The sequence below is a fragment of the Pseudomonas sp. MPDS genome, from assembly GCF_013283895.1.
GTDB classification, from domain to species: domain Bacteria; phylum Pseudomonadota; class Gammaproteobacteria; order Pseudomonadales; family Pseudomonadaceae; genus Aquipseudomonas; species Aquipseudomonas rhizophila.
Genome location: NZ_CP054128.1, coordinates 830,069 through 854,712, shown reverse-complemented (window position 1 = coordinate 854,712; position 24,644 = coordinate 830,069). Strand labels below are relative to the sequence as shown.

Sequence of the window (24,644 nt, the reverse complement as noted above, 5' to 3'; positions counted from 1 at the left end):
AGCGATAAACCTCTGCTGATGTAACCGGGAATGAACGACCGCATGGATTTGTTGTGACGGTCAAACAGTTGTTTGAAACATACGTTTACGCCTAAATCTTGTCAAGCGTCGATCTTTTGCCGTTCGTCATCGTCCCTGAAAAAATCCCAGGCACAGCAATTCACCGCAGCGAAACACTCACAGCGTCCGTAGGAAAAGATTAGTTGAGCCAGAAGGAGTTAGAGACGAAAACGCCGCGAATAATCGCGGCGTTTTGACAAACCTGAAGTAGAGAATCAGACGAAAGTGTCGATCAACGTACCGAGCATTTCATCGGAAGCCTTGGCCACGTTCACGCCCAGTTCGACCTGAAATTTGCCCTGGGACATTTCAACCATGTTGCTGGCCAAGTCCGATTGCTGGCTGCGATCCACCGACCGCAAGCGATCGGCTTGCAGTTCGGACGACTGGCTGGTGACCGAACGCTCGATCGTATTGTTGGCAATCTGGCTAGAGGCCTGATCGACACGGTTCTGCCCTGTCTGAATAGTGCTCAGACCGGCATAGAACGCGGTATTTCCTGAGATTTCCATGGCAGAACTCGTCTTCTTGAAGGGTAGACAGCGGACATTGAAACAGAAGCCTGGGGAAAAGGCCCGACAAAAACACTAATGGCACAGTGCCTTGTCATAGTGAAAACCTTAGTAGTCCAGCAAATCCAGGTGCAGATGCGCAGCTACGGCTTCGGCGGTGATGCCCTTGATTCTCGGCACACGCCCCAAGCACGGCGCCGGCAGGCGTTCGGCCAGGGTCGCCAGATTTTCTTCCAGCCGCGATGTCTTGGGGTCGATGATATTGGCCACCCAACCCGCCAGTTGCAGGCCGTCCCGGGCGATGGCTTCGGCGGTCAACAGGGCGTGGCTGATGCAGCCCAGGCGCACGCCCACCACCAGGATCACCGGTAGCCCCAGCGCCATCGCCAAGTCCGAGAGGTTGTCCTGATCGGCCAGCGGAACGCGCCAGCCGCCCGCGCCTTCGATCAGAGTGAAATCGGCCTCCAAGGCCAACACTTCACGCATCGGCCCCAGCAACGATTGCACAGTCAAGGCCACGCCGGCTTCCCGAGCGGCCAGGTGAGGCGCGATGGCCGGCTCGAACGCCACCGGATTGACCTGGGCATACTCAAGCGGCACCGAGCATTCGGCCAACAGCGCCAAGGCATCGGCGTTGCGCAGGCCCTTGGGCGTTACTTCACAACCAGAGGCCACGGGCTTACCCGCGGCGGTGCACATGCCAGCCTGTCGCGCAGCATGCAGCAGGCCAGCCGCGACGGTGGTTTTGCCCACGTCGGTGTCGGTACCGGTGATGAAATAAGCCTGGCTCATAGCGGTTTCTCCAGCACGGCGTAAACCACCCGGTAGGTCGCGGGCAAACCCTGTACCTGACGAAACTGTTCGTAAGCGTCAACCAGTGCGAGGATCCGCGCCCTACCCGTCAACCCGCCGGGCCGGCCGGGGTTCAGATTGTGGGCGCCGAGGGCTTTCAATTCATGGGTCAGACCGCGCACGTCCGGGTAATACATCACATGGGGACGGTTTTCCAAGCTGATAACGTTCAGCCCGCTGGCCTCACATAGCTGTTGATACGTTTCGAACCCGCGAAAACGGTTGACGTGCACTAGGCCATCCACCTGACGCCAGCTGTCGCGCAGTTCGTACAACGTGCCGACGCAAAGGCTTGTAAAGGCAAACACGCCACCGGGTTTCAAAACCCGATGGACTTCGTTCAACACCGAGGCAAAATCCGCGCACCACTGCACCGCCAGGCTAGAGAACACCAAATCGCAGCTGGAGGCCTGCAAGGGCAACCGCTCGGCATCACCGGCTATAAAGTGCGCAGCCCCGCCCTGAGGGCGAGCATGGTTGAGCATACCTTCGGCGATATCCAGCGCCAACCCGGTCACCTCGCCGAAGCGCGTACCCAGCGCCCGCGTGAAATAGCCGGTGCCACAACCCAGGTCCATCCAGCGCTCAGGCATGATCGAAGCAGGCAGCCGGTCCAGCAACTGCTGGCCTACGTCGCGCTGCAGCTCGGCCACGCTGTCGTAACTGGTCGCCGCCCGGGAAAACGAGGCCGCCACCTGGCGCTTGTCCGGCAAGGCACCGGGCAATTTGGCAACAGACAAATCAGTCATCATCGGACTCATGCAAAAAAGCCTGAATCGCCCCCGCCACACCGTGGGGGTCTTCCAGAGGGAATCCGTGGCCGGTCTGTTCGATCAGACCGATTTCAACATCGGGCAGCAACACCAGCAATTCACCCGCTGCCTCAGCCGGTACCAGGGCGTCGAGCCCGGCAAACACGTGGAGCTGCGGGCCGCCGAAGCCCTGCAAGGCGGCGCGGGTATCCAGTTGCGCCAGCAGCTCGAGCCCGGCCATCAACACATCGGGCGAAGTGACAGGCGCACCCGCCAGCAACAATCGCGACAAGCCGCGCGGATCGCTGCAACCCTGGGCACATAACAAACTGAAGCGCTTGAGGGTCTGGCGCGGGTCGGCGGCGCACCCGGCGAGAAACCCATCAAAGGTTTCACCGGCCATCGCGCTCGGCCATTGATCGTGGGCCACGAAAGAAGGGTTGCTCGCCAGGGTCAACAAGCCGCAACAGCGCTCGCCCCGACGCGCCGCCAGCTCGCCGGCCAGCATGCCGCCCAGCGACCAGCCACCCAACCAGGCATCCTGGGGCAATGTGGCATCCAGCTCATCGAGCCATTCATTGAGGTCGCTTGAGGTCAGTGCCGGCAACGGCTCGATCTCGACCCGCAGATGTTCATCGAGCCCTTGCAGCGCAGCCGCCAGAGGCTCCAGCGGGGAAACGCCCAAGCCCCAACCAGGCAGCAATATCAGTCGATCACGCATGGCTTGGCTCCGGTCCCAGTTGTGCAAAACACTCGGCCAATGCCTCCAGCAGTAGCTGCACCTGAGCCTCACTGTGAGCGGCGGTCAAGGTCACGCGCAGACGAGCGCTGCCGGCCGGCACGGTGGGTGGGCGGATCGCAGTGACCATCAGTCCCCGCTCACGCAGCATCTGCGACAAGCGCATCGCCCGCCCCGCATCGCCGATCAGGATCGGCTGAATCGGCGTGAAACTGTCCATCAATTGCAGGCCGATCTGCTCGGCACCGTGGCGAAACTGGCGGATCAGCACCTGCAAATGTTCGCGCCGCCAATGCTCGCTGCGCAGCAGCTCAAGGCTCTTGAGCGTAGCGCAGGCCAGAGCCGGCGGTTGACTGGTGGTGTAGATGTAGGGACGAGCGAACTGGATCAGGCTTTCGATCAGGTCTTCACTGCCGGCGACAAAAGCACCGGCAGTACCGAAGGCTTTGCCCAGGGTGCCGACCAATACCGGCACGTCATCCTGGCTCAGGCCAAAATGTTCGACGATCCCGCCGCCATTGGCCCCCAACGGGCCGAAACCGTGGGCATCATCGACCATCAGCCAGGCGCCCTTGGCCCTGGCTGCACGGGCCAGGGCCGGCAGATCGGCGATGTCACCGTCCATGCTGAACACACCATCGGTAACCACCAACGTATTGCCGGTGGCTTTCTCCAGACGGTTGGCCAGGCTCTGGGCATCGTTGTGCAGATAACGGTTGAAGCGCGCGCCGGACAGCAACCCGGCGTCGAGCAACGAAGCGTGGTTGAGTCGATCCTCCAGCACCGTATCACCCTGCCCCACCAATGCGGTGACAGCGCCAAGGTTGGCCATGTAGCCAGTGGTGAACAGCAGTGCCCGCGGGCGGCCAGTCAAGTCAGCCAGGGCTTCTTCCAGGGCATGATGAGGCCCGCTGTGGCCGATCACCAGATGGGAAGCACCGCCACCCACTCCCCATCGCGCCGCACCGGCGCGCCAGGCTTCGATCACTTGCGGATGATTGGCCAGGCCCAGGTAATCATTGTTGCAGAACGCCAGCAGCGGCTGGCCGTCCACCACCACCTCTGGCCCCTGTGGGCTTTCGAGCAGCGGGCGCTGGCGATAGAGGTTTTCGGCACGACGGGCAGTCAGGCGTGCGGCGAGATCGAAGGGCATGCAGGCCTCGGGGTGAACCGCTATTTAAAGACTGGAGGAGATCCCCCTGTGGGAGCGAGCCTGCTCGCGATAGCGGCGTGCCAGTCAACATAAATGTTGAATGCTCCATCGCCATCGCGAGCAGGCTCGCTCCCACATTTTTTTTGCGTCAGCTCAGAGGGCGGCGTTGTAGAACTGCTCGCTGCTCTTCTGCTCCACCAGCGCCTGTTCAATAGCCGCCTGATGCACTTCATCAGCATGCTCTTCGCGGGCCTCCGGCTGGATGCCCAGGCGAGCGAACAGTTGCATGTCCTTGTCGGCTTGCGGGTTGGCGGTGGTCAGGAGTTTGTCGCCATAAAAAATCGAGTTGGCACCGGCGAAAAATGCCAGGGCCTGCATCTGTTCGTTCATCGCTTCGCGGCCGGCGGACAGGCGTACATGGGACTGGGGCATCAGGATCCGCGCTACGGCGAGCATGCGAATGAAATCGAACGGGTCGACGTCTTCGGCGTTTTCCAATGGCGTGCCGGCGACTTTTACCAGCATGTTGATCGGCACCGATTCCGGATGCTCCGGCAGGTTCGCCAGCTGGATCAGCAGGTTGGCGCGATCGTCCAGGGACTCGCCCATGCCCAGGATGCCGCCGGAGCAGATCTTCATCCCCGAATCTCGCACGTAAGCCAGGGTTTGCAGACGCTCGCTGTAGGTACGAGTGGTGATGATGCTGCCGTAGAACTCCGGCGACGTGTCGAGGTTGTGGTTGTAGTAGTCCAGGCCGGCCTGGGCCAGGGCCTGGGTCTGGTCCTGATCGAGGCGGCCCAGGGTCATGCAGGTCTCCAGGCCCATGGCCTTCACGCCTTTGACCATCTCCAGCACATAAGGCATGTCCTTGGCCGACGGATGCTTCCACGCCGCGCCCATGCAGAAACGGGTCGAGCCGATGGCCTTGGCACGGGCGGCCTCTTCGAGGACTTTCTGCACTTCCAGCAACTTTTCTTTTTCCAGCCCGGTGTTGTAGTGGCCGGACTGCGGACAATATTTGCAATCTTCCGGGCAGGCGCCGGTCTTGATCGACAGCAGCGTGGACACCTGGACGCGGTTGGCGTCGAAATGCGCGCGGTGCACGGTCTGCGCCTGGAACAACAGGTCATTGAAGGGCTGGACGAAGAGAGCTTTGACTTCGGCCAAAGACCAGTCATGACGCAGGTTGGCAGTGGTGCTGGCGCTCATGGGCATTTCCTTGATTATGCTTGGCTGGCACCTGGGGACATGGAATACCCACAGGCGCGACACGGATGTTCGGCATATTTAAGGAAGAGTCATGCGCTGTCAACCACGATACGATGGGGCGGTTTACATCTGGTTAAAAAACAAACAATCTTGTCTGTTGTGTGGCGAAACCACCGATACGCCCCAACCCATTTGCACCCCCTGCGAGAGCGAACTGCCCTGGCTCGGTGACCAGTGCAGTATCTGCGCCTTGCCACTGCCCATGGCCGGGCTGCGTTGTGGCCAGTGCGCCACTCAACCGCCAGCCTTCGAGCGGGTCCTGGCGCCATGGGCCTACGACTTTCCTATCGACAGCCTGATCGCACGCTTCAAACATCAGGCCAAATGGCCGCTCGGTCGGTTGATGGGCGAACTGCTGGCGCAGTCCCTGCAGCATCACTTCAATGAAGGACTGGAGCCACCCGACGCACTGGTGCCAGTACCGCTTGCCAATCGGCGCTTGCGTCAACGGGGTTTCAATCAGGCCTCGATGCTTGCACGCTGGCTCAGCGCGACATTGAAGATCCCTTGCGAAGAACAATTGCTGCGGCGCGTCCTGGACACCCCCGCCCAGCAGGCACTCGATGCCAGGGCCCGGCGCCGAAACCTGCGTCAAGCCTTTGCCATCACACCCGACGCCGTGCTCGGCAACCGTCATCTGGCGTTGGTCGACGATGTGCTCACGACCGGCGCCACAGCCCAGGCGCTGGCTCGCCTACTATTGGATGCCGGCGCCGCCCGGGTCGATGTGTATTGCCTGGCCCGCACGCCGAAACCCGGTGAGCCGGCTTGACGCGCCGCCTGCGAGGCGCCAACGTCCGCTCATGATTCCTTGGCGCAGTTCTCCATCATGTCATTGCCCCCGCTCCTGACCCAGCACATCGTCCGGCGCCCACAACGCATCGCCTTGTTGCAGCACATTGCCGAACAAGGCTCGATCACCCGCGCCGCCAAGAGCGCGGGCCTGAGCTACAAGGCGGCGTGGGATGCCATCGACGAGTTGAATAACCTGGCGGACCAGCCGCTGGTGGAACGCAGCGTCGGCGGCAGGGGCGGTGGCGGCGCCAAGCTGTCAGAGGAGGGGCAACGCGTGCTGCGTCTGTATCAGCGCTTGCAAGCGCTGCAGGCGCAGTTACTGGAAGCCAGCGAGGACGCCGGGGATCTGGGCCTGCTCAGTCGCTTGATGCTGCGCACCAGCGCGCGCAATCAACTGCATGGCAAAGTCCTGGGGATCGAGGCCCAGGGCCACAATGACCGGGTACGCCTGGAACTGGCCCGGGGTCTGGTCATCGAGGCGCAAATCACCCATGACAGCACCTTACGCCTGGAGCTGGCTATCGGCACCGAAGTGGTGGCCCTGATCAAGGCCGGCTGGTTGGAGTTGCACCCCATCGAGTCAGCGGAGCAATCGGGAATCAACACGTTGCGCGGCGTGATCGAGCAGGTTGCCGCCGCCGAAGACGGCCCCAGTGAAGTGCGTATCGGCCTGCCCAACGGCCAGACATTGTGCGCCCTGGCCGATCCGCTCCAATTGCATGAGCGAAACCTCGCTACCGGTTCTGCGGTGCACGTCGCGTTTTCACCGACAAATGTGCTGCTCGGCACACCGCTGTAGCGCGCTGCAACAATAGTTTCATCGACCCGCTTTAAGGTGACTGCCAAAACCAGCAGGGAGCCTGATGATGAGCCTATTAGAAGAAAACCAATCCACCGACCTGGAAAAGATCGTCGGCCTGAGCCGTCGAAGCTTCATCAGCGCCGGCGCCCTGTGCGGCGCGGCGATGTTCCTGGGCGGCAACCTGCTGAGCCGCAGCGTGCTGGCCGCCGCCGTGAGCGAAGGCAACAGCAAGCTGCTGGGCTTTAAAAGCATCGCCGCCGCCACGGCCGACACCATTACCCTGCCTCCGGGCTACAAAGCCTCGGTGCTGATCAGTTGGGGCCAGCCACTGCGCAAAAATGCACCGGCGTTCGACCCCAGTGGCAATGGAACAGCCCGCGCTCAGGAAGAGCAGTTTGGCGACAACACCGACGGCATGAGCCTGTTCGAATTCCCCGGCGACAAGAACCGGGCGCTGATGGCGATCAACAACGAGTACACCAACTACCAATACCTGTTCCCTCACGGCGGCCAGCCGCAGTCGGCCGAAGACGTGCGCAAGGCCCAAGCCGCCGAAGGCGTGTCGGTGATCGAGATCCAGCGTCGTCGCGGCCAGTGGCAGTTCGTCCAGGAATCGCGCTACAACCGCCGGATCCACGGCAACACGCCGATTCGCCTGCGTGGTCCGGCAGCCGGCCACGACCTGCTGAAAACCAGCGCCGACAAGAGCGGCAAAAAAGTGCTGGGGACTTTCCAGAACTGCGCCAACGGCATGACGCCGTGGGGCACGTACCTGACCTGCGAAGAGAACTTCACTGACTGCTTCGGCAGCAGCAAGGCGGACCTGCAGTTCGACGCGGCACAAAAACGCTATGGCGCCACTGTCACCAGCAGTGAAATCAACTGGCACCTGCACGACCCGCGTTTTGATCTGGCGAAGAACCCCAACGAACTCAATCGCCATGGCTGGGTGGTGGAAATCGATCCGTTCGACCCGCAATCCACCCCGGTAAAACGCACTGCTCTGGGCCGTTTCAAACACGAAAACGCCGCCCTCGCGCAGACCAATGACGGTCGCGCCGTGGTGTACATGGGCGATGACGAGCGCGGCGAATTCATCTACAAGTTCGTCAGCCGCGAGCGCATCAACCATCGCAATGCCAAAGCCAACCGCAACCTGCTGGACCACGGCACCTTGTATGTGGCGCGCTTCGATGCCGGCGACGGCAACCCGGACCACCCCAAAGGCAAGGGCCAGTGGATCGAGCTGACCCACGGCAAGAACGGCATCGACGCCAGCAGCGGTTTCGCTGACCAGGCCGAAGTGCTGATCCATGCGCGCCTGGCCGCCAGTGCCGTTGGCGCCACGCGCATGGACCGCCCCGAGTGGATCGTGGTCAGCCCCAAGGACGGCCAGGTCTATTGCACCCTGACCAACAACTCCAAGCGCGGTGATGCCGGTCAACCGGTGGAAGGGCCAAACCCTCGGGCCAAGAACGTCTACGGGCAGATCCTGCGCTGGCGCACCGACCGCGACGATCATGCCTCCAAGACCTTCTCCTGGGATCTGTTCGTGGTCGCCGGCAACCCGGCGGTACACGCCGGCACGCCGAAAGCCGGCTCGTCCAACATCAACGCCCAGAACATGTTCAACAGCCCCGATGGCCTGGGCTTCGACAAGGCCGGGCGGCTGTGGATTCAGACCGACGGTGATTTCAGCAATACCGGGGACTTCGCCGGCATGGGCAACAACCAGATGCTCTGCGCCGACCCCGACAGTGGCGAAATCCGTCGATTCCTGGTCGGGCCGGTGGGTTGCGAAGTGACCGGCATCAGCTTCTCGCCAGACTACAAAACCCTGTTCGTCGGCATCCAGCATCCCAGCGGCAGCTCGACGTTCCCTGAGCACCTGCCCAACGGTAAGCCGCGGTCGTCGGTGATGGTGATTACTCGTGAGGATGGCGGGGTCATCGGCGCCTGATAGCCCTCACGCTGATCGTTCCCACGCTCTGCGTGGGGATGCAGCCAGGGACGCTCCGCGTCCCAAAGAGTAACGCGGAGCGTCACATGAGGCGTTCCCACGCAGAGCGTGGGAACGATCACCGACAGCCGTCACCTATCTCCCTCCGTCTGCGCTACCATGCTGGGCCGGACGCGGCAGCCCTGCCGCTGCGCAGGAGTCAGCATGTCCCATCCGTTTGAAACCCTCACACCCGACCTGGTGCTCGATGCCGTTGAAAGCATGGGCTTGCTCAGCGATGCCCGTGTGCTGGCCCTCAATAGCTATGAAAACCGTGTCTATCAGGTGGGTATCGAAGACGCCGAGCCGCTGATCGCCAAGTTCTATCGCCCTCAGCGCTGGACCAACGAAGCGATTCTGGAAGAGCACCGCTTCACCTTCGAACTGGCCGAATGCGACGTGCCGGTGGTAGCGCCGCTGATTCACAACGGCGTCAGTCTGCACGAACACGCCGGGTTTCGTTTCACCCTGTTTCCCCGGCGCGGCGGCCGCGCGCCTGAGCCGGGCAACCTCGACCAACTCTATCGCCTGGGGCAATTGCTCGGGCGTCTGCACGCGGTCGGGTCGACCCGTCCGTTCGAGCATCGTGAAGCGTTGGGCGTGAAAAACTTCGGCCACGATTCGCTGGCCACCGTGCTGCAAAGCGGTTTCGTACCCCGCAGCCTGCTTCCGGCCTACGAGTCGGTGGCCCGGGACCTGCTCAAACGGGTTGAAGAGGTTTATGCCGCCACGCCTCACCAGAACATCCGCATGCACGGCGACTGCCACCCCGGCAACATGATGTGCCGCGACGAGGTTTTTCATATCGTCGACCTGGACGACTGCCGCATGGGCCCGGCGGTACAGGATTTGTGGATGATGCTCGCCGGTGATCGCCAGGAATGCCTGGGGCAGTTGTCGGAATTGATGGACGGCTACCGCGAGTTTCATGACTTTGACCCGCGTGAACTGGCCTTGATCGAGCCACTGCGGGCCTTGCGCCTGATGCACTACAGCGCCTGGCTGGCGCGCCGTTGGGACGATCCGGCGTTCCCGCGCAGCTTCCCGTGGTTCGGCAGCGAACGCTACTGGGGCGACCAGGTGTTGGCGTTGCGCGAGCAACTGGCGGCGCTCAATGAGGAGCCGTTGAAGTTGTTCTGATTTGCCACTGCCGCCCCCCTGTGGGAGCGAGCCTGCTCGCGATCGCGGTAGGTCAGTCGATGTCCATGTTGAATGGGCCGTCGTCATCGCGAGCGAGCTCGCTCCCACAGGGGCCGGCGATGGCGCGCATAAAGGTTCACAGCACAATCTGACAAATCTCCTTACAATCACTCTTTTGTTAGCTGCCTAAGCAAGGATTCTGCATGCAAGCCGCCAACCCGCGTCGCGGGTATATCCTGGGCCTGAGTGCCTACATCATCTGGGGTCTGTTCCCGATCTATTTCAAAGCCATCGCCAATGTGCCGTCCGTGGAGATCATCATCCACCGGGTGCTGTGGTCGGCGCTGTTCGGCGCGGCGTTGCTGATGGTCTGGAAACACCCGGGCTGGTGGCGCGAACTGCGGGACAATCCACAGCGGCTGGCAATCCTGGCCCTGAGCGGTACGTTGATCGCGGCCAACTGGTTGACCTATGTCTGGGCGGTGAACAACGAGCGCATGCTCGAAGCGAGCCTGGGGTACTACATCAACCCGCTGGTGAACGTATTGCTCGGCATGTTGATCCTGGGTGAACGGTTGCGACGCATGCAGTGGCTGGCGGTGGGGTTGGCCGCGGTCGGTGTGGCGCAGCAGGTCTGGCAAGTGGGCAGCCTGCCTTGGGTGTCGCTGGTGCTGGCGCTGACCTTCGGCTTTTATGGGCTGATCCGCAAGCAGGCGCCGGTCAAGGCTTTACCCGGACTGGTAGTGGAAACCTGGATGCTGGTGCCGATCGCCATTGCCTGGTTGTTGTTCAACCCGGCGGCTACCAGCGCCCAAGCCGTTTTCTGGACCACCTCCGAAGCCTGGTGGCTGGTGGCGGCAGGGCCCGTGACGCTGGTGCCGTTGGTGTGCTTTAACGCTGCGGCGCGGCATTTGCCCTACACCACCCTCGGGTTCCTCCAGTACATCGCACCGACGCTGGTGTTGTTGCTCGCCGTGCTGCTGTTCGGTGAGCACCTGTCGTCCAGCACATTGGTGGCGTTCCTGTTTATCTGGGCTGGGCTTGCGGTGTATAGCGTCGATGCCGTGATCAGCATGCGCCGGCGCAACTGATCAAAAAACGTACGAACCTCCACAGGCCACGTCTGGCGTGGCCTGCGCTTATCCTTCCCAAGGTTATCCACAGCGTGATCCCCGCCGTTTGTGCACAAGCCCTTGAAAACTGGTGATTTTTTAATCATATCCCGCCAGCGCCCGGCGGACGTGGGCTGGCGAGGTGTCTCTACAGGTTATCCACAGGCAGGCGCAGTTTTTCCTTGGATAACCCGTATCAGTTCTCGTCGCTGAGTTTCAGCTCCACCATCAACTCATCGGCCAGGGTTTCCAAACGTTCCTGCAAAGTGTCCAGGGACAAGGTCACCGGCACCCCGAGGATCGCTTCGGCATGAAACAGCAACTCGCTGCTCATCGGCGCCGGCCGCACGTCCGTGACCAGTCGCTCGACGTTGACGCCCTGCTCACTCAGCAAGCGCGTGATGTCGCGCACGATCCCCGGGCGATCATTACCCACCAGCTCCATCGCGATAGGCTTCCAAGTGCAGGACTCTTCGACGATGCCCTCGGCGATCAGCACGCGGATGTTGTGGGCCGACAGGCCTTGCAAGGCTTCGATCAATTCATCATGGGATTCAGCCGGAACGCTCAGGCGCAGGATCCCGGCAAATTGTCCCGCCAGACGGGACATGCGGCTTTCCAGCCAGTTACCGCCGTGCTCGGCGATGCAAAGGGCGATCTGCTCGACCAACCCGGGCTTGTCCGGGGCGAAAACAGTGATGACGAGATGGTCCATGGCGCGAGCCCTCTTGTTGTGGAAAGAAGAGTATAGGCAGGTGGTCGCGAGCAGACTGATGGCCTAAAGATATATACCTCGCTCCTGTGAGAGCAAAGCTTGCTCCCACAGGATGAAACCAGACACATCGTGTACAAAGATCAAGATTTATATGGAACAATCCATACGTTTTTTGAGAACATCCCGTGCCTCGTCGTGACCGTAACACTTTAGTGGGTCGCGGAACGACGCAATTAGTCTAATTTTCACAACCGCAATTGATCATGTAGTATGCCGCAGCGCGCACTACATAATGTTGGACCAATGACTGTTCAAGGCGCGGTCGCATCCCTGAAAGCCCCGTCAGCAAGGCTTAACGCCCGTGACAGGTCCCACCCAGCCGCCAGCGATGGCATGTACTGGTTCCGGGGTTTGTGGTTTAAATGTCCCGAGGCTTCATTGTCAAAATCGAAGAGCTGAAAAGCGAAATAGCTGAGCAGAGTGAGGCAAGCAATGACTGAACACGTTCAAGTCGGTGGCCTGCGGGTCGCCAAAGTCCTGTTCGACTTCGTGAATAACGAAGCTATCCCCGGAACCGGCCTCACCGCCGATGCGTTCTGGGCCGGTGCCGACAAAGTCATCCACGACCTGGCCCCGAAGAACAAAGCCCTACTCGCCAAACGCGACGATTTCCAGGCACAGATCGATGCCTGGCACCAGGCCCGTGCCGGCCAGGCCCACGACGCCGTGGCTTACAAAGCCTTCCTGCAAGACATCGGTTATCTGCTGCCAGAAGCGGCGGATTTCCAGGCCACGACGCAAAATGTCGATGACGAAATCGCCCGCATGGCCGGCCCGCAACTGGTCGTGCCGGTGATGAATGCCCGCTTCGCCCTCAATGCCTCGAACGCCCGCTGGGGTTCTTTGTACGACGCGCTGTACGGCACCGATGCCATCAGCGAAGCCGACGGCGCGGAGAAAGGCAAAGGCTACAACAAGGTACGCGGCGACAAGGTCATTGCCTTTGCCCGCGCCTTCCTCGACGAAGCCGCGCCGTTGGCCGCCGGCTCCCATGTCGATTCCACCGCTTACAAGATCGTCGATGGCAAACTGGTGGTTGCCCTCAAGGGCGGCAGCAACAGCGGCCTGCGTGACGACGCGCAACTGATCGGTTTCCAGGGCGACGCTTCGGCACCGACCACCGTGCTGTTGAAGCACAACGGCCTGCACTTTGAAATCCAGATCGACGCCAGCACCCCCGTCGGCCAGACCGATGCCGCCGGCGTCAAAGACATCCTGATGGAAGCGGCGCTGACCACCATCATGGACTGCGAAGACTCGGTCGCCGCCGTCGATGCCGATGACAAAGTGGTGATCTACCGTAACTGGCTCGGCCTGATGAAGGGCGATCTGTCGGAACAGGTCGCCAAGGGCGGTCAGACGTTTACCCGCACCATGAACCCCGATCGTGCGTACACGACGGTCGACGGTTCGGGCCTGACCCTGCATGGCCGCTCGCTCCTGTTCGTGCGCAACGTCGGTCATCTGATGACTATCGACGCGATCCTGGACAAGGACGGTCAGGAAGTACCGGAAGGCATCCTGGATGGCCTGGTCACCAGCCTGGCGGCAATCCACAGCCTCAACGGCAATACTTCGCGCCGCAACAGCCGTACCGGCTCGGTGTACATCGTCAAGCCGAAGATGCACGGGCCGGAAGAAGCGGCGTTCACCAACGAACTGTTCGGTCGCGTCGAGGACGTGCTGAACCTGCCGCGCAACACCCTCAAGGTCGGGATCATGGACGAGGAGCGCCGGACCACGGTCAACCTCAAGGCCTGCATCAAGGCCGCCAGTGAACGCGTGGTGTTCATCAACACCGGCTTCCTGGACCGCACCGGCGACGAAATCCACACCTCCATGGAAGCCGGCCCGATGGTGCGCAAGGCTGATATGAAAGCCGAGAAGTGGATCGCCGCGTATGAGAATTGGAACGTCGATATCGGCCTGAGCACCGGCCTGCAGGGTCGCGCACAGATCGGCAAGGGCATGTGGGCCATGCCGGACCTGATGGCAGCGATGCTGGAGCAGAAAATCGCTCATCCCATGGCCGGTGCCAACACCGCGTGGGTTCCGTCGCCGACCGCTGCAGCGCTGCACGCGCTGCATTATCACAAGGTCGACGTGTTCGCCCGTCAGGCCGAACTGGCCCAACGTGCCCGCGCCTCGGTGGACGACATCCTGACCATCCCGTTGGCCGTGAACCCGAACTGGACGCCGGAGCAGATCAGGAACGAACTGGACAACAATGCCCAGGGCATCCTCGGTTACGTGGTGCGCTGGATCGACCAGGGCGTAGGTTGCTCCAAGGTGCCGGACATCAACGATATTGGCCTGATGGAAGACCGTGCGACGCTGCGTATTTCCAGCCAGCACATCGCCAACTGGCTGCGCCATGGCATCGTCACCCAGGACCAGGTGATGGAAAGCCTCAAGCGCATGGCGCCGGTGGTGGACCGCCAGAACGCCAGCGACCCGCTGTACCGTCCACTGGCGCCGGACTTCGACAGCAACATCGCCTTCCAGGCGGCAGTGGAGTTGGTGATCGAAGGCACCCGGCAGCCTAACGGCTATACCGAGCCGGTGCTGCACCGTCGTCGTCGCGAGTTCAAGGCAGCCAATGGGCTGTGATTGAAGGGTAAAACGCAGCACAAGAAAAAGCCCTGATCGAAAGATCAGGGCTTTTTCATTGCAAAATCACCAAGCCCTAGCTGATGCTCTAGTCATTGTGGGATTCATCGGCTCCCACAGACAATTTTAAAGATCCATCCCCAGCTCATGCTTGACCAGACCCAGCAATTTTTCCGTATCAATAGGCTTGAGCAAAAAATCCACTACGCTCAGGTGCATCGCTTCGATGGCGTCCTTCACGTCGGCATCGCCGGAGACGAGGATGATCGGCAGCGCTGCCCGCTCCGACTCACGGACCAGGCGGACCAGTTCAAGGCCATCGACATTGCCCATACGCAAGTCAGTGATCAATAGGCCAATCGACGGCTTGGTTTCCAGCAACTTGAGCGCCGTTTCACCGCTGGCGGCGGTCATGCAGTGAATGCCGTCCAGGGCCAGAATTTCCGATAGCAGCTCACGGGCGTCCTTGTCGTCATCGACAATCAAGACTCGTTGCGGCGGCAGGTCGGGTTCCAGCATGACGGCACTCAGCGCCTCGCGCTCGGCGTCACTCAAAATATCGTGGTCGGACATGATGCTCTCTACGTTCTTTAATCGATCCCCTGGCACAGTGGTCAGACATCGTTCTGCGTCGCTTCAATGTGCACTTCGTCGGATTTTTTTCCAAGTACATTTATTGCAGGCTTCGGATAGACCACACGAGGGATTTTTCTATCGTTCCCAGCCTTTTGCGTTGACCTAGACTTACGTCCAATGGGCACCCTACCCTCAGGGGTTGACCATGGGGACAGATCCGACCACAACAATTCAAAAAAGACTGCGCCATGGTTATGAAAAAAACGGACGCCTTTACCCAGGCTGGGAAAACCGCGGTGTTGCAGAACATCCAGGGAACGCTGCAATTCCTTCAGCGTTTTCCCCCGTTCAACCAAATGGAAAACGCTCACCTGGCTTATCTGGTGGAGCAATGCCTGCTGCGTTTTTACGCACCGGGGGACACCATCATCAAACCGGCCGACGGCACGGTGGAACACTTTTATATCGTCAAGCAGGGCCGGGTCGTGGGCGAGCGTCCGCATTCGGCAAAAGGTGGCACCGAGACCACCTTCGAAATCACCACCGGCGAATGCTTCCCCCTTGCCGCGCTGCTGGGCGAGCGGGCCACGCGCACCGAACACCGTGCCGGCGAGGACACCTTCTGCCTGCAATTGAACAAGCAGGCATTCATCAAGCTGTTCGCCCTGTCGAGCCCGTTTCGTGATTTCGCGCTGCGTGGAGTTAGCAGCCTGCTCGACCAGTTCAATCAGCAAGTCCAGCAGAAGTCCGCGCAAACCCTCGGCACCCAATACTCCCTCAACACCCGGCTGGGCGAGCTGGCGATGCGTCATCCGGTGAGTTGCAACCCCGACATGCCCCTGCGCGAAGCCGTGAAACTGATGCACGAACAGCAGGTCGGAAGCATTGTGGTGGTGAACGAGCAAAAAGCGCCGGTAGGGATTTTTACCCTGCGCGACCTGCGGCATGTGGTCGCCGACGGCTCCGGGGATTTTTCCGAAGCCATCGCCGCGCACATGACCCCGACACCCTTCTATCTCTCGCCGGACCACAGCGCCTTCGACGCGGCCATCGCCATGACTGAGCGCCACATTGCCCATGTTTGTCTGGTCAAGGACCATCGCTTGTGCGGCGTGGTGTCCGAGCGCGATCTGTTTTCCCTGCAGCGGGTCGACCTGGTGCATCTGGCACGGACCATCAGCAGCGCCCCGAAAGTCGAGACCCTGGTGGCCCTGCGCGGCGAGATCGGTCAATTGGTCGAGCGCATGCTGGCCCATGGTGCGTCGTCGACGCAGATCACCCAGATCATCACACTGCTCAACGACCACACCGTGTGCCGGGTCATCGAACTGACCCTGGCCGACAAGGGTGACCCGGGCGTGCCGTTCAGTTGGTTGTGTTTCGGCAGTGAAGGCCGGCGCGAGCAGACCCTGCACACCGACCAGGACAACGGCATCCTGTTCGAAGCCCGGGACGCCGCCCATGCGGCGCAGATCCGCGGGCTGCTGCTGCCCATCGCCCAACAGATCAACCAGAGCCTGGCCCTCTGTGGTTTCACCTTGTGCAAGGGCAACATCATGGCCGGCAACCCGGAGCTGTGCCTGTCCCGCGCCGAATGGGCCCGACGCTTTGCCGCATTCATTCGTGAAGCGACGCCGGAAAACCTATTGAGCTCGAGTATCTATTTCGACCTGCGGGTGGTCTGGGGCGATGAGCAAGGCTGTGAGCAGTTGCGCCAGCAAGTGCTCGAACAGGTGGCCGATAACCGTTTGTTCCAGCGCATGATGGCCGAGAACGCGCTGCGTCATCGTCCACCGGTGGGACGCTTCAGGGATTTCGTGCTCAGCCGCAAGAACGGCGAAAAAGCCACCCTGGACCTGAAAGTGCAAGGCCTGACGCCTTTTGTCGACGGCGCTCGCCTGCTGGCCCTGGCCAATGGCATCGAAGCCAACAATACCCTGGAGCGCTTGCGGCAACTGGTCATCAAGGACGTGATCCAACCGCTCGATGGCGCGGCCTATGAAGAGGCCTACCACTTCATCCAGCAAACCCGCATGCAACAACATCAACTGCAGACCCGCGAAAACCTGCCCTACTCCAACCGGGTCGACCCCGACAGCCTTAATCATCTGGACCGGCGCATTCTGCGCGAATCCCTGCGCCAGGCCCAACGGCTGCAAAGCAGCCTGACGCTGAGGTACCAGTTGTGAGCATTTTTTCCTGGTTACGCCCGGTCCAACCGATGTTGCCTGAAGACGTGCAACAGCGCCTGGAGCGCCTGCCGGCCCCTGCGCCCCTGGGTGAATGCAGCCTGAGGGAGCAACGCTGGGTGGTGCTGGATCTGGAAACCACGGGGTTGAACCTGAACAAGGATCAGGTGCTGTCCATCGGTGCGGTGGTCATAGAAGACGGCGCCATCGACTTCAGCCAACAGTTCGAACGCACCTTGCAGTGCGACAAGCAGAAGCTGGGACCCAGCGTATTGATCCATGGCCTGGCGCCGAGTGAAATTGCCGCCGGCAGCGACCCCGCCGAGGCGCTGCTGGCGTTCATGGAATTCGTCGGCGACAGCCCTCTGCTGGCATTTCATGCGCCGTTCGACTCCCACATGCTGGGGCGAGCACTGAAGGATTACCTCGGTTATCGCTTGCAGCATTCGTTTCTGGATGTCGCTGACCTGGCGCCGATGCTCTGCCCTCAAGCGCACCTGCGCAAGGCCGGCCTGGACGACTGGATCGACTGGTGCAAATTGCAAGTCTTCGACCGTCATAACGCCAGCGCCGACGCCCTGGCCACCGCCGAATTGGCGCTCATTCTGTTCAGCCGTGCCCGTCAGCAGCAGATCCATAGCCCGCTTGAGCTGCAACAGCACCTGAGCCAATGGAAGCGACGGCAACGGGCGCCTTCGCTTTAGCCCAAGGTGGTTGACCTGTGGGAGCAAGGCTTGCCCTTGATGCAGGCGACTCGGCCAGGCTGCCAGTCCCGGCGATGCCATCGCGGGCAAGCCTTGCTCCAGACTCTCCTGAATCTGCGGATCGTGCTCCGACCAGCGCCAATTGCTTTCTCTCCCCCGCCTCTGCGACAATCGCGAACAATTCTCGTTACTTAAAACGTCGGTGATGCTTCGTGTCGTCAGTCCCAAGCCCCCACAGTGATCTGGTTGGTGCGTTGTACCGTGACCATCGCGGGTGGCTATTGGCATGGCTGCGCCGCAACGTGGCCTGCCCGCAGCGGGCCGAAGATCTGAGCCAGGACACCTTCGTGCGCCTGCTGGGCCGGGAGGAACTGACAGCGCCCCGAGAGCCCAGGGCGTTTCTGGTGGCGATCGCCAAGGGACTGCTGTTCGATTATTTCCGTCGGGCGGCGCTGGAGCAGGCCTACCTCACCGAGCTGATGCTGATCCCGGAAAACGAACAGCCGTCGTTGGAAGAGCAGCAACTGATCGTCGAAGACCTCAAGGCTATCGATCGGCTGCTTGGCAAATTGTCGAGCAAGGCCCGCGCCGCCTTCCTTTACAACCGCCTCGACGGCCTCAGCCATGCAGAAATCGCCGAGCGCCTGGGGGTTTCCGTGCCCCGGGTGCGGCAGTACCTGGCCCAGGGCATGCGCCAGTGCTACATCGCGCTTTATGGTGAGCCGACATGAGCACGCCTTCTTCCAAACCCGTCTCGACCGGGGTTCTGGATGCGGCCATTGCCTGGCAACTGTCCCTGGACTCAGGCGGCGGTAGTGCCCAGGAGCGGGAAGCGTTCGCCCAATGGCATGCCGCCGACGAAGAACATGCCCGGGCCTGGCGTCAACTGGGCATGCTTGACCAACGCTTCAGTGTCGCCAACGGCCCTGGGCGAGCCGCGTTGTTGCAATCCAGAGCAAACATCCGTCGCCGGGTGCGCAAGCTCGGTAGCAGCCTGGCCAGCATTGTTGCAGTGATCGGCCTGGCGTTGTTTGCCGGAGATCGTTACTTGCCGCTGGATTACTGGCTGGCCGACCAGCGCACCGCCACCGGCGAGCAACGCGTCCTGCGCCTGGCCGACGGCACGCTGATCAACCTCAACACCCACAGTGCGCTGGACGTGCGTTTCGATGACAAGCAGCGCCGCATTGTCCTGCAAGAAGGCGAGATCCTGGTGGAAACCGGCCACAACGATCCGCGTCCGTTTATCGTTGAAACCCGCGAAGGCAACATGCGCGCCCTGGGCACCCGTTTTTTGGTCAAGCGAGAAGCAGAAGGCACGCGCCTGAGCGTGTTGAAGTCGGCAGTGGCGGCGCATCCGCAGGCCACCGACGAAGAGCAGATCCTGCGCGAAGGCCAGCAGGTGTTGATGCGTCGCGACGGCCTCGGGCCGACGATGGCCCTGAATCCGGGTGCCGATGCCTGGACCCGCGGCATGCTGGTGGTGGACAACGCCCGCCTCGAAGACCTGGTCCATGAGCTGGGACGCTATCGTCGCGGCTACCTGGGTGTCGAGCCACAGGTGGCAGACCTGCGCATCACTGGCAGCTTCCCGCTGCACGACACCGATCTGGCACTCAGCGCCCTGCTCCCGACCTTGCCGGTACAGGTCGAGCATCACACGCGCTGGTGGGTGATGGTGGGGCCGAGGGCCGAGACCAAGCCTTGAGGCCCCATCGCGAGCAGGCTCGCTCCCACATTTGATCTTCAGTGATCCGCTGTGGGAGCGAGCCTGCTCGCGATGAAGCCGTCCCGATCCGAAGACCCGTTGGACACCTCACCCCAACCTGAATCTAAATTATTTTCATCCAGCCCTATCACTTTTGAATTTTCATCCGGCACCAAGGCAATTGAGAAATATTTCCATTCAGGAGCCGCCGTATGTCCCGCCCGCTAGACACCCTGTTGCGCCCCAGTCTGTTGGCCGTTGCCATCGCTTTTGCCGCCCCGTTGGTCAGCGGCCCGTTGCTGGCCGCCGAACAAGCCTCGAGCGTGCGCACCTACAACCTGCCCGCCGCACCATTGGCCAGCACCCTGAACCAGATCGCCAGTCAGGCCGGGCTCGCCCTGAGTCTGACCCCGTCCCTGGCCTCGGGCAAAACCTCGGCACCGGTCCAGGGCCAGTTCGATGCCATTGGCGCATTGCGTGAGGCGTTGCGCGGCACCGGTCTTCAGCTGCAACAAAGCAGCGCCGGCACCTACAGCCTGGTGGCCGTGCCCGAAGGCGTCATGGCTTTGCCGGAAACCAGCGTGATCGGCGCCGGCCTCAGCGAGACCGCGTGGGGTCCGACCGATGGCTATGTCGCCACTCGCACGGCAGCCGGCACCAAGACCGATACGCCGATTGTCGAACTGCCGCGCTCGGTTTCCGTGGTCACACGCCAGCAGATGGAAGATCGCTCGGTCCTCAACCTCAATGACGCCCTGCGCTACACCGCTGGCGTGCAGAGCAGCGGCTACGGCTCGGACTCACGCAACGACTGGCTGCTGGTGCGCGGTTTTGTACCGACGCAGTTCCTCGATGGTCTGCCGCTGCCCAAGGGCAACTACGTCACGCCGAAAATCGAGCCCTGGAACCTCGAACGCATCGCCGTGCTGCGTGGTCCGGCGTCTTCGATCTACGGCCAGACGCCACCCGGCGGCATGCTGGACATGGTCAGCCGTCGCCCGCAAGCTCAAAGCAGCCACGAGGTCGAACTGCAAGCCGGCAGCTACGAACACAAGCAGATCAACTTCGACAGCACCGGCAAGGTCGATGACGAAGGCCAGTTCCTGTATCGGGTCAGCGGCACGGTGCGCGACAGCAACGCCCAGGTCGATCACATCCCGGACAAACGCTACAACATCGCCCCCAGCCTGACCTGGAACATCAACGACGACACCCGTCTGACCTTCCTGTCTCAGTACACCCGCGACGACACCGGCATCACCGGGCAATTCCTGCCGCTGCAAGGCACCAAGCTGTCGTCGCCGGCCGGCAAGATTTCCCACCACAAAAACCTGGGTGACCCGGACTGGGAATTCTACGACCGCACCTACTACGCCCTCGGTTATGCGTTTGAACATCGTCTGAACGACACTTGGCAGTTCCGCCAGAACCTGCGCTATACCAAGAGCGACCTGGAGTTTCAGGGTGTCACTGCGGGCGGGCAGATCTGGCCGGCCGGCCCCGACGAAGCGGTCAGCGCCGACGGAACCGTGCAGCGAACAGCGGGTATCGTCGATGAAGACGTCAGCCAGTTCGCCGTGGACAACAACTTCCAGGCCGACTTCCAAACCGCAGCCCTGAGCCACACCTTGTTGCTGGGCCTGGATCACCAGCGCTCCAACAGCAACTCGCGCTGGCTGTGGGGCTCGACTGGCGTACCGGCCAGCAATATCCACAACCCGACCTACGGACAGGATTTCTCCAACGTCCAGTACTTCACCATGTACGACTACAACCAGAAGACCCAGCAAACCGGTCTCTACATCCAGGACCAGATCGCCCTGGACAACTGGCGTCTGACCCTCGGTGGTCGTGAAGACTGGATCCACACCGGCACCGAGTTCCACAACCAGGCCGGCGCGACCAACACCCAGCGCGACAAGAAATTCAGCGGTAACGCGGCGCTGAGCTACGTCTTCGACAATGGCGTGACGCCGTACATTTCTTTCGCCCAGTCCTTCCAGGCAGCGGCCGGTACCAACGTCAACAGCACCGATGCATTCAAGCCGACCGAAGGCGAACAGTACGAAGCGGGCATCAAGTACCAGCCACCCGGCACCAAAACCCTGCTGACGGCGGCGGTGTTCGACCTGACCCAGAAAAACAACTCTGTCACCGAAAACAACGTCACCCGCCAAGTGGGTGAAGTACAGGTACGTGGCCTGGAGTTGGAGGCCTCGGGCGACGTGACCGACAACCTGAAGCTCATCGGCTCCTACACCTACAACGACAGTGAAATCACCAAAGGCACGACGGCGGAAAAAGGCAAGCGCATGGCCCAGGTGCCGCGTAACCAAGCCACCGCCTGGGCGGACTACACCTGGCACAACGGCCCGCTGGACGGCTTTGGTGTCGGTGCGGGTGTGCGTTACGTCGGCGACACCTATGGCAACACCACCAACACCGACTGGGGCCATGTCGGTTCCTATACCGTGTATGACGCCTCGGCCCATTACGACCTGGGTCGCCTGAACAACTCGCTCAAAGGGGTATCGGTGGCGGTGGATGCAAAAAACGTCTTCAACAAGGACTACCTGTCCACGTGTGACGGTTTCTACTGCTACTACGGCGATCAACGCAGCGTCGTCGCCAGCGTGAATTACAAATGGTAAACGGTTAGCATTTGCGTAAACCTTTTGAAGGGCCACCTGTGGCCCTTTTTGCATTCGGATCAATCATGAAAAGCAAAACCATCCGTCGCTGGTCCTTCGTCCACACCTGGACCAGCCTGATCTGCACGGTATTTCTGCTGATGCTGGCAATCACCGGGCTGCCGTTGATTTTTCATCACGAAATCGAGCATCTGCTGGGCGACGCCCCCGAGCTTCGCGAAATGCCGGCCGACACACCGCCATTGGACCTTGCGCAACTGGTGGAAAAAGCCAAGGCCCATCGCCCCGGTGAGGTGGTCCAGTATTTTGGCTGGGACGAGGATGATCCCAACGGTGTCATCACCATCATGGCGCCGACGCCGGGCACCGAACCCAATTCCTCCCACACGTTCATGCTCGATGCCCGCACCGGCGAGGCCCTGGAAATGCCCTCGGCCAACGGCGGTTTCATGATGGTGATGCTGCGCCTGCATGTGGACATGTTCGCCGGCTTGCCAGGCAAGTTGCTGTTGGCGTTCATGGGCCTGTTGTTCGTGATCGCCATCGTTTCCGGTGTGGTGTTGTACCTGCCGTTCATGCGCCGCCTGAAATTCGCCACGGTGCGCCAGGACAAATCCACGCGCCTGCGCTGGCTCGATTTGCACAACCTGATCGGCGTGGTCACGCTGGTCTGGGCGCTGACGGTGGGCGTGACCGGCGTCATCGCGGCGTGCGCCGACCTGATCATCGCCGCCTGGCGCAATGACAGCCTCAGCGCCATGGTCGAGCCCTATCGCGACGCCCCGCCGCTGACGCAACTGGCCCCAGCGACCCGCTTGCTGGACATCGCCAAAGAGGTTGCGCCGGGCATGGAACCCAGCTTCATCGCCTTCCCCGGTACGCTGTTTTCCAGCGAACACCACTACAGCGTGTTCATGAAAGGTGACACCCACCTGACCTCCCATCTGCTGACACCCGTATTGATCGACGCCAGCACCCTGGACGTCACCGCCGTGGCTGAACGGCCGTGGTACATGGATATGATGAGCCTGTCCCTGCCGCTGCACTTCGGCGACTACGGCGGTCGGCCGATGCAGATTTTCTGGGCGACCCTGGACGTGCTGACCATCATCGTCCTCGGCAGCGGCGTCTACCTTTGGGTCGTGCGGCGAAAAGCGGCCAAGCGCGCAGCGGTCGCAGCGCAGGTGGTCTCGTGAGGCCCCGGCAGTCGAGTTTCTGGAAAGTGTTTGGTATTCCCGTGGCAATCGGCGTGCTGAGCGCGGCGGGGTTGTTTTCGGCATTGCTCGGCGATGGGGCCTGGGATGCCGTGAGTTGGGTGGGTTTGGGCGTGCCGACGGTGCTGGGAACCTGGGGGCTGATCAAACGCAGATAACTTCAGCCCGACGCGGACCCAATGTGGGAGCGAGCCTGCTCGCGATGCGGTGAACCAGTCACATTGATATCGACTGACACTGCGCTATCGCGAGCAGGCTCGCTCCCACACTGGCATCCAATCGGCCTCGCCAGCCGAACCGGAACTGTCTAGGCTAAGCCCTTGCCCGTTAATCGAGGATACCTGCATGTCGGCCCCCAGCATGACGTTGTTCCACAACCCCGCTTCGCCTTTCGTGCGCAAGGTCCTGGTGCTGCTGCACGAAACCGGCCAGCAAGACCGCGTGGCGTTGCAGCTCAGCCAGCTCACGCCGGTCAGGCCGGACCAGGCACTCATTGATGACAACCCCCTGAGCAAGATCCCGGCCCTGCGCCTGGCCAATGGCAATGTGCTCCACGACAGTCGCGTCATTCTTGATTACCTCGACCACCAGCACGTCGGCAATCCGCTGATTCCCCGGGACGGCGCAGCCCGGTGGCGACGCCTGACCCTGGCGTCCCTGGCTGACGGAATCATGGATGCCGCGGTGATGATTCGCTACGAAACCGCCCTGCGACCTTCAGAAAAACACTGGGCCGAGTGGCTCGATGCGCAACGAGACAAGATCCGCCGCGCCCTGGGCATGCTCGAAGCCGAGGCAATAGCCGAACTGGCCTGCCATTTCGACATTGCGTCCATCAGCGTGGCCTGCGCCCTGGGTTACCTGGACCTGCGCCATCCCGATCTGGAATGGCGCAAGGCCAATCCACAATTGGCAGCGTGGTTTGCCGAAGTGAGCTTGCGGCCTTCGATGGTCGAGACAGTGCCTAGAATCTAGCCCTGCGTTAGCCATACTGGCCTTGTCGCGGGCAAGCCTTGCTCCCACATAGACCTT

Annotated in this window: 22 protein-coding genes; 14 read left to right on the top strand and 8 right to left on the bottom strand. The window is 61.4% G+C overall.

The annotated features are described in order from the left end of the window. Positions 1-275 precede the first annotated feature (275 nt). The 6 genes from HQ912_RS03660 to bioB all read right to left on the bottom strand — a co-directional run bounded on the left by HQ912_RS03660 (position 276) and on the right by bioB (position 5,277). Positions 276-572, bottom strand: a complete 297-nt coding sequence (locus tag HQ912_RS03660) for a pyrroloquinoline quinone biosynthesis protein PqqE (protein ID WP_107323009.1) — start codon at positions 570-572, stop codon at positions 276-278. Between the two features lie 108 nt (positions 573-680). After that, a complete protein-coding gene (bioD, locus tag HQ912_RS03655; RefSeq protein ID WP_076383418.1) occupies positions 681-1,364 on the bottom strand; it encodes a dethiobiotin synthase in 684 nt (227 codons plus the stop codon). After that, complete coding sequence (gene bioC / locus HQ912_RS03650) at positions 1,361-2,173, bottom strand: malonyl-ACP O-methyltransferase BioC (protein WP_047228114.1); 813 nt, start codon at positions 2,171-2,173, stop codon at positions 1,361-1,363. The genes bioD and bioC overlap by 4 nt, the downstream gene beginning before the upstream one ends. Next, positions 2,166-2,897, bottom strand: coding sequence for an alpha/beta fold hydrolase (locus HQ912_RS03645; protein ID WP_076383417.1), 732 nt, complete (start codon positions 2,895-2,897; stop codon positions 2,166-2,168). Before HQ912_RS03645 ends, bioC begins: the two co-directional genes overlap by 8 nt. Further along, positions 2,890-4,068 carry an 8-amino-7-oxononanoate synthase gene (gene bioF, locus HQ912_RS03640; protein WP_047228116.1) on the bottom strand — a complete coding sequence of 393 codons (1,179 nt, stop codon included), beginning with the start codon at positions 4,066-4,068 and terminating at the stop codon, positions 2,890-2,892. The genes HQ912_RS03645 and bioF overlap by 8 nt, the downstream gene beginning before the upstream one ends. 153 nt (positions 4,069-4,221) lie before the next feature. Then, positions 4,222-5,277 carry a biotin synthase BioB gene (gene bioB, locus HQ912_RS03635; protein ID WP_076383416.1) on the bottom strand — a complete coding sequence of 352 codons (1,056 nt, stop codon included), beginning with the start codon at positions 5,275-5,277 and terminating at the stop codon, positions 4,222-4,224. Positions 5,278-5,368: 91 nt separating this feature from the next. On the opposite strand from bioB, the gene HQ912_RS03630 reads away from it, so the two are divergent. From HQ912_RS03630 to rarD, 5 genes are all read left to right on the top strand, one after another. Beyond that, on the top strand, positions 5,369-6,109 hold the full coding sequence (locus HQ912_RS03630; RefSeq protein ID WP_107323011.1) for a ComF family protein: 741 nt from the start codon (positions 5,369-5,371) through the stop codon (positions 6,107-6,109). Between the two features lie 57 nt (positions 6,110-6,166). Further along, positions 6,167-6,931 (top strand): TOBE domain-containing protein, encoded by a 765-nt coding sequence (locus HQ912_RS03625; protein WP_047228119.1) that lies wholly within the window; start codon positions 6,167-6,169, stop codon positions 6,929-6,931. Positions 6,932-6,998: 67 nt separating this feature from the next. Beyond that, positions 6,999-8,894, top strand: a complete 1,896-nt coding sequence (locus HQ912_RS03620) for a PhoX family protein (RefSeq protein WP_107323012.1) — start codon at positions 6,999-7,001, stop codon at positions 8,892-8,894. Between the two features lie 204 nt (positions 8,895-9,098). Beyond that, entirely contained in the window at positions 9,099-10,073 is a 975-nt protein-coding gene (locus tag HQ912_RS03615) for a serine/threonine protein kinase (RefSeq protein WP_047228121.1), read from the top strand. Between the two features lie 203 nt (positions 10,074-10,276). Further along, entirely contained in the window at positions 10,277-11,164 is an 888-nt protein-coding gene (gene rarD / locus HQ912_RS03610; RefSeq protein ID WP_047228122.1) for an EamA family transporter RarD, read from the top strand. Positions 11,165-11,381: 217 nt separating this feature from the next. On the opposite strand, the gene HQ912_RS03605 is transcribed toward rarD, so the two are convergent. Continuing rightward, positions 11,382-11,900, bottom strand: coding sequence for a glycine cleavage system protein R (locus HQ912_RS03605; protein ID WP_047228123.1), 519 nt, complete (start codon positions 11,898-11,900; stop codon positions 11,382-11,384). Between the two features lie 492 nt (positions 11,901-12,392). On the opposite strand from HQ912_RS03605, the gene HQ912_RS03600 reads away from it, so the two are divergent. Beyond that, complete coding sequence (locus HQ912_RS03600; RefSeq protein WP_047228124.1) at positions 12,393-14,570, top strand: malate synthase G; 2,178 nt, start codon at positions 12,393-12,395, stop codon at positions 14,568-14,570. Positions 14,571-14,696: 126 nt separating this feature from the next. On the opposite strand, the gene HQ912_RS03595 is transcribed toward HQ912_RS03600, so the two are convergent. After that, positions 14,697-15,143: a response regulator gene (locus HQ912_RS03595; RefSeq protein ID WP_047228125.1), complete on the bottom strand. Its 447-nt coding sequence runs from the start codon at positions 15,141-15,143 to the stop codon at positions 14,697-14,699. A 257-nt stretch (positions 15,144-15,400) separates the two neighbouring features. Between HQ912_RS03595 and HQ912_RS03590 the strand changes: the two genes are divergently transcribed. From HQ912_RS03590 to HQ912_RS03555, 8 genes are all read left to right on the top strand, one after another. Then, positions 15,401-17,335: a putative nucleotidyltransferase substrate binding domain-containing protein gene (locus tag HQ912_RS03590; protein WP_305468590.1), complete on the top strand. Its 1,935-nt coding sequence runs from the start codon at positions 15,401-15,403 to the stop codon at positions 17,333-17,335. Further along, positions 17,332-18,039 (top strand): PolC-type DNA polymerase III, encoded by a 708-nt coding sequence (locus HQ912_RS03585; protein WP_047228127.1) that lies wholly within the window; start codon positions 17,332-17,334, stop codon positions 18,037-18,039. The genes HQ912_RS03590 and HQ912_RS03585 overlap by 4 nt, the downstream gene beginning before the upstream one ends. Before the next feature lie 212 nt (positions 18,040-18,251). Continuing rightward, entirely contained in the window at positions 18,252-18,770 is a 519-nt protein-coding gene (locus HQ912_RS03580; protein WP_173406478.1) for an RNA polymerase sigma factor, read from the top strand. After that, positions 18,767-19,747, top strand: coding sequence for a FecR domain-containing protein (locus tag HQ912_RS03575; protein ID WP_047228129.1), 981 nt, complete (start codon positions 18,767-18,769; stop codon positions 19,745-19,747). Before HQ912_RS03580 ends, HQ912_RS03575 begins: the two co-directional genes overlap by 4 nt. A 212-nt stretch (positions 19,748-19,959) precedes the next feature. Further along, on the top strand, positions 19,960-22,398 hold the full coding sequence (locus HQ912_RS03570) for a TonB-dependent siderophore receptor (protein WP_160893940.1): 2,439 nt from the start codon (positions 19,960-19,962) through the stop codon (positions 22,396-22,398). A gap of 65 nt (positions 22,399-22,463) precedes the next feature. Beyond that, on the top strand, positions 22,464-23,594 hold the full coding sequence (locus tag HQ912_RS03565) for a PepSY-associated TM helix domain-containing protein (RefSeq protein ID WP_173406477.1): 1,131 nt from the start codon (positions 22,464-22,466) through the stop codon (positions 23,592-23,594). After that, positions 23,591-23,770, top strand: a complete 180-nt coding sequence (locus HQ912_RS03560) for a hypothetical protein (protein ID WP_076383409.1) — start codon at positions 23,591-23,593, stop codon at positions 23,768-23,770. The genes HQ912_RS03565 and HQ912_RS03560 overlap by 4 nt, the downstream gene beginning before the upstream one ends. A 187-nt stretch (positions 23,771-23,957) precedes the next feature. After that, positions 23,958-24,587 (top strand): glutathione S-transferase, encoded by a 630-nt coding sequence (locus HQ912_RS03555; protein ID WP_160893943.1) that lies wholly within the window; start codon positions 23,958-23,960, stop codon positions 24,585-24,587. Positions 24,588-24,644: the final 57 nt, after the last annotated feature.